Consider the following 7,074-nt stretch of genomic DNA (forward strand, 5'->3'; position numbering starts at 1 on the left):
TGGACGAACTGCTCGTCCTTCTTGATGTCCGGGAGGATCTGCTTGACGGCGACGAACTTGCGAAAGCCGCCCGGTCCCGAGGTGAAGGCGAGGAAAAGCTCCGCCATTCCGCCCATCGAGAGGCGGGTGAGGATTTCGTATTTTCCAATGCGCCGCCCCCGGTCGGGATCTTCGCTGGCGCCATCCTGCCTGGCCATGAGCCTCGGCATGTTATCCGCGCCAGACACCTCCGTCGATGACAGTCGTTCGAAAAGGACCCACCCCCTTGGGTGAGGCGAGCCGCCGAGCACGCCTCTACCCCCACGCCCGGAAGGAGTCCTCTACACTGACCTGTTCAAACCACGGCGGAGCCACCGGGCTCCGCGCCGAAAGGACCGCATATGCTTCGCCACGCGCAACGGCTGGGACTCGTCATGGGACTGGCGACGGTGGTGCTGCTCGCCTGTGCTCCCGCCAGTGCGGAGGACTCCGCCTCCAACAAGACACAAATCAAGAATACCCAGACGAAACCCGCGGCCACCCCGCCGAGCGACACGAAAGAAGGGACAGCGAAGGAGGCGCCCCAGAAGGACGGGGAGGAGAAGCCGGCGGAGGACACGGCGGCGAGCGAAGGCGGTGGCCGGTGTACCGGCAAGGCGACCTTCTGCGGCGTGTACTCGAGCGTCTTCTGCAACAGCCAGCCCGGGTGTTCCTACTCGTACGCCTCGAAGATGTGCATGGGCATCGCCATGGACTGCAAGAAGGCCACGAACGCGACCTTCTGCGGGAAGATCAAGGGCTGCGCCTGGAAGTGACGCCGTGAGGCCACGGCGTCACGCGCTCAGGGCGCGCACCCGCTCCGCGAGGTTCTGGGTGAAGAGCCGGTAGATGCGCAGCGCCGCGGCCTCATGCGTGTCCAGGTAGTGCTCGAAGGCGGCGCGGCTGATGCGCAGCGCGCGCACGGCCGTGCGTGCCCGCACATGGGCGGACACCGGCGCGTCCTGCACCAGGGAAATCTCTCCAAGGTACGCGCCCGGCCCCAACGAGTTGAGCTGCCGGGCATCCGCCTCCGGCCCGCTGAACACGTCCACCGTGCCCTCCAGGAGCACGATCAACCCGACGCCGGGCTCGCCCTTCTCCAGCACCACCGAGCCCTGCGCGAGCACCACCTGCCGCGCCTGCCGGTAGAGGTCCTTCATGTCTTCCAGGCCCAGCTCGCTGAAGATGGGAATGGCCTTGAGGAAGCGATACCCGTTGGCCACGGGCGTGGCGATGGCCGCGTTGCGCCGCCCCAGCACCGCCTCCGCCTCCGCGTTCATCCCCATGCGCCGCAAGAGCCGCGCGCGCTCGGTCACCATGGCGGGCTCCGCGCGAGCCACCTCGGAGCTGGCCAACGCGTCCACCAGCACGGCGAGCGCCCGGTGCGTGAAGCCCTCCACGTCCAACAGCCGGCACATCCGCAGCACGGCCTCGATGTAGCGAGGGTCCTCGGGCGTCACGCCCCCCAGCGCCTCCACCTCCGCGTGCGGCTGGCCCAGCTCCCGGTAGAGGTCCGCCGCGTCGAAGACCCGCTTGAGCCGGACCAGGCACTGCGCCATGGACTCGCGCGCGCCCAGGCCGCGATAGACCTCCAGCGCTCGCTCCAGGGCTCCGCCGCGCTCGAAGGCCGCCGCCGCGCGCTCGGAGTCTCCCGCGCGCAGCCACGCCTCCGCCGCTTCCATGTACTGGCCACTCTGGACGTAGAGGTCCGCGGCCGCCGCGTCGTCGCCGCTGCCATCCATCAGCCGCGCGGCGCCCAGGAAGTCCCTCGCGCGGCGCAGCACCTCCACCAGTCCGCGCCGCTCCTTCACCGGCCCTTGGGCCGCCTGCTTGCGAAGCCGCTCTCGTTGCGAGGCCCCCAGTTCCTCGTAGAGCTGCGCCGCCTCTTCTGTCTCGTCCAGCTCCACGAGCGACCGCACCGCGCGCAACGCGCCCTCAGCATCCGTCCCCATGCGTGCGCCCCCCACGCTCTGACCGCCTGTGGCTCCTGGCATGTCACATCCCTCCGGCCCGGTAGGCCGCCAGAAAAGGCCCGGTTTGGCGCTTTTAGCGCGCCCCCCCGACTGTCACGACGCCCCTTACCTCGTGAAGCACCCTAAACGTGAGATAGAAAGCATCAAGGACGAAACACCATGCCACACGCGCGCCCCGCCACCGTCATTGCCTGGCGCCCACTCTCGGTTCCCGAGATGCAAGTGGTCCGAGTGGAGAATGACACCCGCCTGTGGACGGGACATTCCACCGGCTACGGCCTCACCGTGACGTATGGAGGCGCTTTCGACTTCTGGTACCGCAAGCGCGTCTGGACCCATGGGCCCGGCCGGAGGATCAAACTCAAGGAGCCGGGTGAGGTGCACCGCGACGAGAGAATCCACGCTCCCGTCACCGCGCAGTCCGTCACCTTCGCTCCGGCGCTGGTGAATCAGGCGTCGCTCCTGCTGGGCCTCGCGCGCACGCCGCATCTGCGCACCGCGCTGTCAAACGGCCAGGGACGCATGGAGCTCGCGGCCCTCGCGCTCCATGAGGCGCTGGCCCGGCGGACACGGGACTCCCTGGAGTGCGAATCGCTGGTCGCGGAGACGCTCGAGGCCCTGCTCACCGAGTACGGCGAGACGAAGCCCACGCCCTCTCGTGCTCCGCATCACGCGGCGGTGTCACGCGCCCGCGACTTCCTCCACGAGAGCTTCACGCAGAACGTGGAGCTGGAGACGCTCGCGGTGGCGGTGGGGCTCAACAAGTTCCATCTGCTGCGCGTGTTCCGCGCGGAGCTGGGACTGCCTCCCCATGAGTACGTGACGCATCTGCGCGTGGCCCGCGCGAAGACGCTGCTCGAACAAGGGCTCGCCGCGGGCACGGTCGCGGTGGAGGTCGGGCTCTACGACCAGAGTCAGCTCAACCGCCACTTCGGCCGCATCGTCGGGATGACCCCGGGCCAGTACGCCCGAGCGAGTCAACGTCAATAGCGCCCAAGCCCGGCACCCCGCCCCACCCCTATTCCTCGGTGCGGTCCCAGACAGCTCGCGCCCAGCCCGGCCGCGAGGCTGTCTCTCCGAGGAGTGCACATGACACGCCCCCGCGCCTTCGTGCCGTGCCTGCTGTTGTCGCTGTCTCTCGTTCCCACCACCCACGCCGCGTCGGACACGCCAGCGCCGACAGCTCCCGCGTCCCGAGCCGGGTCCACCCCCGAGCCCTCCAAGGGCCTGCGCGTGACATGGCTCGGTCACGCCGCGTTCGAGGTCATCTCTCCGGGCGGGACGCGCCTGCTCATCGACCCGTGGCTGAAGGACAACCCGAGCACGCCCACGGAGTGGCAGGCCCTGGCGCGCTTCGCCGAGGAGAAACCCGCGGCCATCCTCGTCACGCACGCCCATGGAGACCATGCCGGCGACGTCCCCGAGCTGGCTCGCGTGACGGGGGCGCTCGTGGTCACCACGGGCGAGCACCTGCGGGCCATGAAGATTCCCGAAGCCCAGCAGCACAGCGTCAACGTGGGCGGGGGCTTCACGCTCGGCGACGTCAAGGTGCATGCGGTGCCCGCGATGCACTCGACGGAGCCCGGAGGAAGACCGCTGGGCTACGTGCTCACCTTCGCGGACGGACGCTCGCTCTACCACACGGGTGACACCTGGCTCTTCGGCGACATGTCGCTCATCCAGGAGCTGTTCCACCCGGACATCATCCTGCTCGCGGCGGGAGGTGGACGCTGGGCGCTGGGACCCGACACCGCGGCGCTGGCCATCCGGAAGTACTTCCGTCCATCCCTCATCATCCCCATGCACTACGGCACCTTCGAGCCCCTCTCCACCGAGCCCGAGGTGCGCGCCGCGTTTCGCGGTGACCGCCGCGTGAAGTTCCTCACGCCGGGACAGCGGACCGCGCTCTAGACAGCGCGACTCAGCGAGGCGTCCGAGGCACCCGACTTCACCTTCACCGACACTCGCGAGCGGCGCGTCACCGGGGGAGCGCTGACGCCGCGGCAGGTCTACCCGACAGCTTCACTGGGCCTGCTCGTCGTCCTCTGAGCATCCCCCTCCCCTGCCCTGTCGAGCGCGTGACACGCGACGCCCGCCACACCGTGCAGACACCCGAGCTGTCTCTTCACCGTGGTGAGGTTTCCCACGGGATGGCCCCGGTCCTCCGGGGCTGTCCTTCACGCAACACGCTTGCCGAATCGCAGGAGCCCGCGCCATGAGGATGTCGTTCCAGGCCTTCACTCTCATGGGGTGGGCCTTGCTCGGGCTCGCCTGCGGTCGGAGCACGCCGCCCGCCTCACCGCCCACCGCAGTGCGCATCGCCACCGTGGGCCGCTCCGGGACGACCGCGGACGCGCGCTTCTCCGCGGAGATTCAGCCCGCCACCCGCGTGGACCTGGCCTTCAAGGTCGGCGGCTACGTGGAGTCCATCGCCAAGGTGCGCGATGTCGACGGCCGCCCTCGCATCCTCCAGGAAGGCGACAACGTCCGCGAGGGAATGGAGCTGGCGGCGCTGCGCAAGACGGACTACTCGCAGAAGCTCACCGAGGCACGCGCGGCGCTCGCCCAGGCCCGCGCCGCCGAGGAACAGGCGCAGATCAACTTCGACCGCACGACGAAGCTCGTCGCCGCCGAGGTCCAGACTCCCGCGCAGCTCGATGCCGCGCGCACCCAGAAGGACAGCGCCACCGGAGCCGCCGCCGTCGCCCGGGCACGCGTGGAGGAGGCCCGCACCGCGCTCGACGACACGCAACTTCGCTCGCCCCTGACGGGCGTGGTGCTCAAGCGCGCGGTGGAGGTCGGCGCCCTGGCCGCGCCCGGCACCGTCGCCTTCTCCGTCGCCGAGACGCAGAGCGTCCGCGTGCTGTTCGGCGTGCCCGACACGCTGCTGCCCAGCGTCCGACTCGGCGCCCCGCAGGCCGTCATCACCCAGGCCTTTCCCGGCCAGCAGTTCGAGGGGCGCATCTCCCGCATCGCCCCCTCCGCGGACCCGAAGAGCCGAGTCTTCGCCGTGGAGGTCTCCATCCCCAACGCCGACCAGCGACTCAAGCCCGGCATGGTGGCCGCGCTGTCACTCCGCGACGGAGGCACCGCCCGACTCCAGCCCGAGCTGCTCGTCCCGCTGTCCGCCATCGTCCGCGCGCCGGGCAAGCCGGACGGCTTCGCCGTGTTCGTCCTCCAGGAGCAGGACGGCAAGTCGCTGGTGAAGGCCCGCGAGGTGACGCTCGGCGAGTACCTGGGCAACGTCATCCCCGTGAAGCAAGGGCTCCAGGCCGGTGAGCGCATCGTCGTCACCGGGGCCAGCCTCCTCTCGGATGGCGAAGCGGTCGAGGTGATTCCTTGAGCGCTCCCACCGACGAGTCCAGCACGCCTCCCACTCCGGAGCAGGCGGAGCGGGCGCGCGACGAAGACCTGGTGCGCCACAAGCACAACACCGCGCGCTACTTCACGGAGAAGCGCCAGGTGGCCTGGGTCTTCCTGGCGTTCACGCTCGCGTGGGGCGTCTACGGCTACGTCAAGATGCCCAAGGCGAAGGACCCCGTCATCGCCGTGCGCGTCGCGGTGGCCACCTGCCTGTGGCCGGGGGCAGAGGCGGAGAAAATCGAGCAGCTCGTCACCCGCCGCATCGAGCAGAAGATCTCCGAGAACTCCAGCGTCGAGAAGATTGAGTCCATCAGCCGCACCAGCTTGTCCGTCGTCTACGTCACGCTGAAGGAGGACGTGACGGACCGGGCCAAGGAGTTCGACGACATCCAGGGGCGGCTCGACACCATTCGCGACCTGCCCTCCGGCGCCGGCCCCGTGCAGTTCCTGAAGGACTTCGGAGACACCGCCACGCTGATGCTCACCGTGGCCAGCCCGAAGGCAAACGACGTGGAGCTGGAGCTGCGCGCCCGCGCCATCGCCCGCGCCATCGAGGACGTCCGTGCCTCGGCGACGTCCAGTGAGCCGCGCGCGACGGTGGTCGTGAGCTTCCCCCCCGCCATCAACGCGACGTCCATGCAGCGGCTGGGAGACCAGGCGCGCCGGTTCTTCGACACCCTGGCCGAGACGGACGACGCCCGGCTCATCCAGAGCCCCGGCTTCATCGGCGTGGACATGGCCACGTCCCTGGACGACGCCGAGCTGCTGGAGCACCTGCGCGCGTTCGCCCAGGACCACCTGAGCCTCTCCGAGCTGCACCCCGATGTGTGGCGCCCCATCGTCGTGCGCTCACCCAAGGATGCACTGGCGCGCCTGACGGAGAACGCGGGAGACCGCTACAGCCACCGGCAGCTCGACGACTTCACCGACACCCTTCAGAGGCACCTCCAGCGCCTGCCGGTCGTCTCCAAGGTCACCCGCATCGGCGTGCTGCCGGAGAAAATCTATCTCGAGTACTCCCAGGAGCGCCTCGCCTCCTACGGCGTCAACCAGTCCGGGCTCGCCAACCTCATCTCCTCGCGCAACATCACCGCGCCCGGCGGCATCCTGGAGATTGGCGGGAAGAGCATCACCATCGACCCATCCGGAGAGCTCACCAGCGAGACGCAACTGGGTGACATCCTCGCCACGCCCAGCGGCGGGACTCCGGTGTACCTGCGAGACCTGGTGGACGTGCGCCGCGACTACCAGAGCCCGCCCCGCTTCCTGAACTACCTGGACGCGCGCGACGCACAGGGTCACTTCGTCCGAAACCGCGCCATCACCCTGGCCGTCAACATGCGGCCCGGTGAGCAGATCGACCACTTCGGCAAGGTGGTCAACGAGGAGCTGGCCCACGTCAAGCGGCTGCTCCCAGAGGACCTCGTCATCCGCCGCACGTCGGACCAGCCGCTCCAGGTGAAGGAGAACGTCGACCTGTTCATGTCGTCGCTCTACGAGGCCATCATCCTCGTCGTCCTCGTCGCGCTCATCGGCTTCTGGGAGTGGCGCACCGCCCTGCTGCTGGCCCTGTCCATCCCCATCACCCTGGCGATGACCTTCGGGCTGATGCACGTGTTCGGCGTGGACCTGCAGCAGATCTCCATCGCGTCGCTCATCATCGCGCTGGGCCTGCTGGTGGATGACCCGGTCGTCGCCAGCGATGCCATCAAGCGCTCCC

General features: G+C 69.2%; 6 protein-coding genes and 1 pseudogene. 5 read left to right on the forward strand and 2 right to left on the reverse strand.

Going from position 1 to position 7,074, the window contains the following annotated elements:
• A pseudogene (locus ACN469_RS07640) lies at positions 1-209 on the reverse strand (serine/threonine protein kinase); the annotation flags it as partial.
• A gap of 171 nt (positions 210-380) precedes the next feature.
• On the opposite strand from ACN469_RS07640, the gene ACN469_RS07645 reads away from it, so the two are divergent.
• Positions 381-794, forward strand: coding sequence for a hypothetical protein (locus tag ACN469_RS07645; RefSeq protein ID WP_498765649.1), 414 nt, complete (start codon positions 381-383; stop codon positions 792-794).
• Positions 795-812: 18 nt separating this feature from the next.
• Here the strand turns inward: ACN469_RS07645 and ACN469_RS07650 are convergent, their stop codons facing one another.
• Positions 813-2,012 (reverse strand): cyclic nucleotide-binding domain-containing protein, encoded by a 1,200-nt coding sequence (locus tag ACN469_RS07650; RefSeq protein ID WP_498765651.1) that lies wholly within the window; start codon positions 2,010-2,012, stop codon positions 813-815.
• 195 nt (positions 2,013-2,207) lie between these two features.
• Here ACN469_RS07650 and ACN469_RS07655 point away from each other — a divergent pair, with 195 nt between their 5' ends.
• The 4 genes from ACN469_RS07655 to ACN469_RS07670 form a co-directional block, all read left to right on the forward strand.
• Complete coding sequence (locus ACN469_RS07655; protein WP_498765653.1) at positions 2,208-2,981, forward strand: helix-turn-helix domain-containing protein; 774 nt, start codon at positions 2,208-2,210, stop codon at positions 2,979-2,981.
• Positions 2,982-3,080: 99 nt separating this feature from the next.
• Positions 3,081-3,902, forward strand: coding sequence for a metal-dependent hydrolase (locus ACN469_RS07660; RefSeq protein ID WP_498765655.1), 822 nt, complete (start codon positions 3,081-3,083; stop codon positions 3,900-3,902).
• A 304-nt stretch (positions 3,903-4,206) separates the two neighbouring features.
• Positions 4,207-5,334: an efflux RND transporter periplasmic adaptor subunit gene (locus ACN469_RS07665; RefSeq protein ID WP_498765657.1), complete on the forward strand. Its 1,128-nt coding sequence runs from the start codon at positions 4,207-4,209 to the stop codon at positions 5,332-5,334.
• Positions 5,331-7,074, forward strand: a 1,744-nt coding sequence (locus tag ACN469_RS07670; RefSeq protein WP_498765659.1) for an efflux RND transporter permease subunit, incomplete at its 3' end; no start/stop codon positions are given. The genes ACN469_RS07665 and ACN469_RS07670, both read left to right, overlap by 4 nt.

This window comes from Corallococcus terminator (genome assembly GCF_049194865.1).
Lineage (GTDB): Bacteria > Myxococcota > Myxococcia > Myxococcales > Myxococcaceae > Myxococcus > Myxococcus terminator_A.

Coding starts and splice junctions, on each gene's coding strand:
- ACN469_RS07645 (WP_498765649.1), top strand. CDS start 381: ATGCTTCGCCACGCGCAACGGCTGGGACTCGTCATGGGACTGGCGACG.
- ACN469_RS07650 (WP_498765651.1), bottom strand. CDS start 2,012: ATGCCAGGAGCCACAGGCGGTCAGAGCGTGGGGGGCGCACGCATGGGG.
- ACN469_RS07655 (WP_498765653.1), top strand. CDS start 2,208: ATGCAAGTGGTCCGAGTGGAGAATGACACCCGCCTGTGGACGGGACAT.
- ACN469_RS07660 (WP_498765655.1), top strand. CDS start 3,081: ATGACACGCCCCCGCGCCTTCGTGCCGTGCCTGCTGTTGTCGCTGTCT.
- ACN469_RS07665 (WP_498765657.1), top strand. CDS start 4,207: ATGAGGATGTCGTTCCAGGCCTTCACTCTCATGGGGTGGGCCTTGCTC.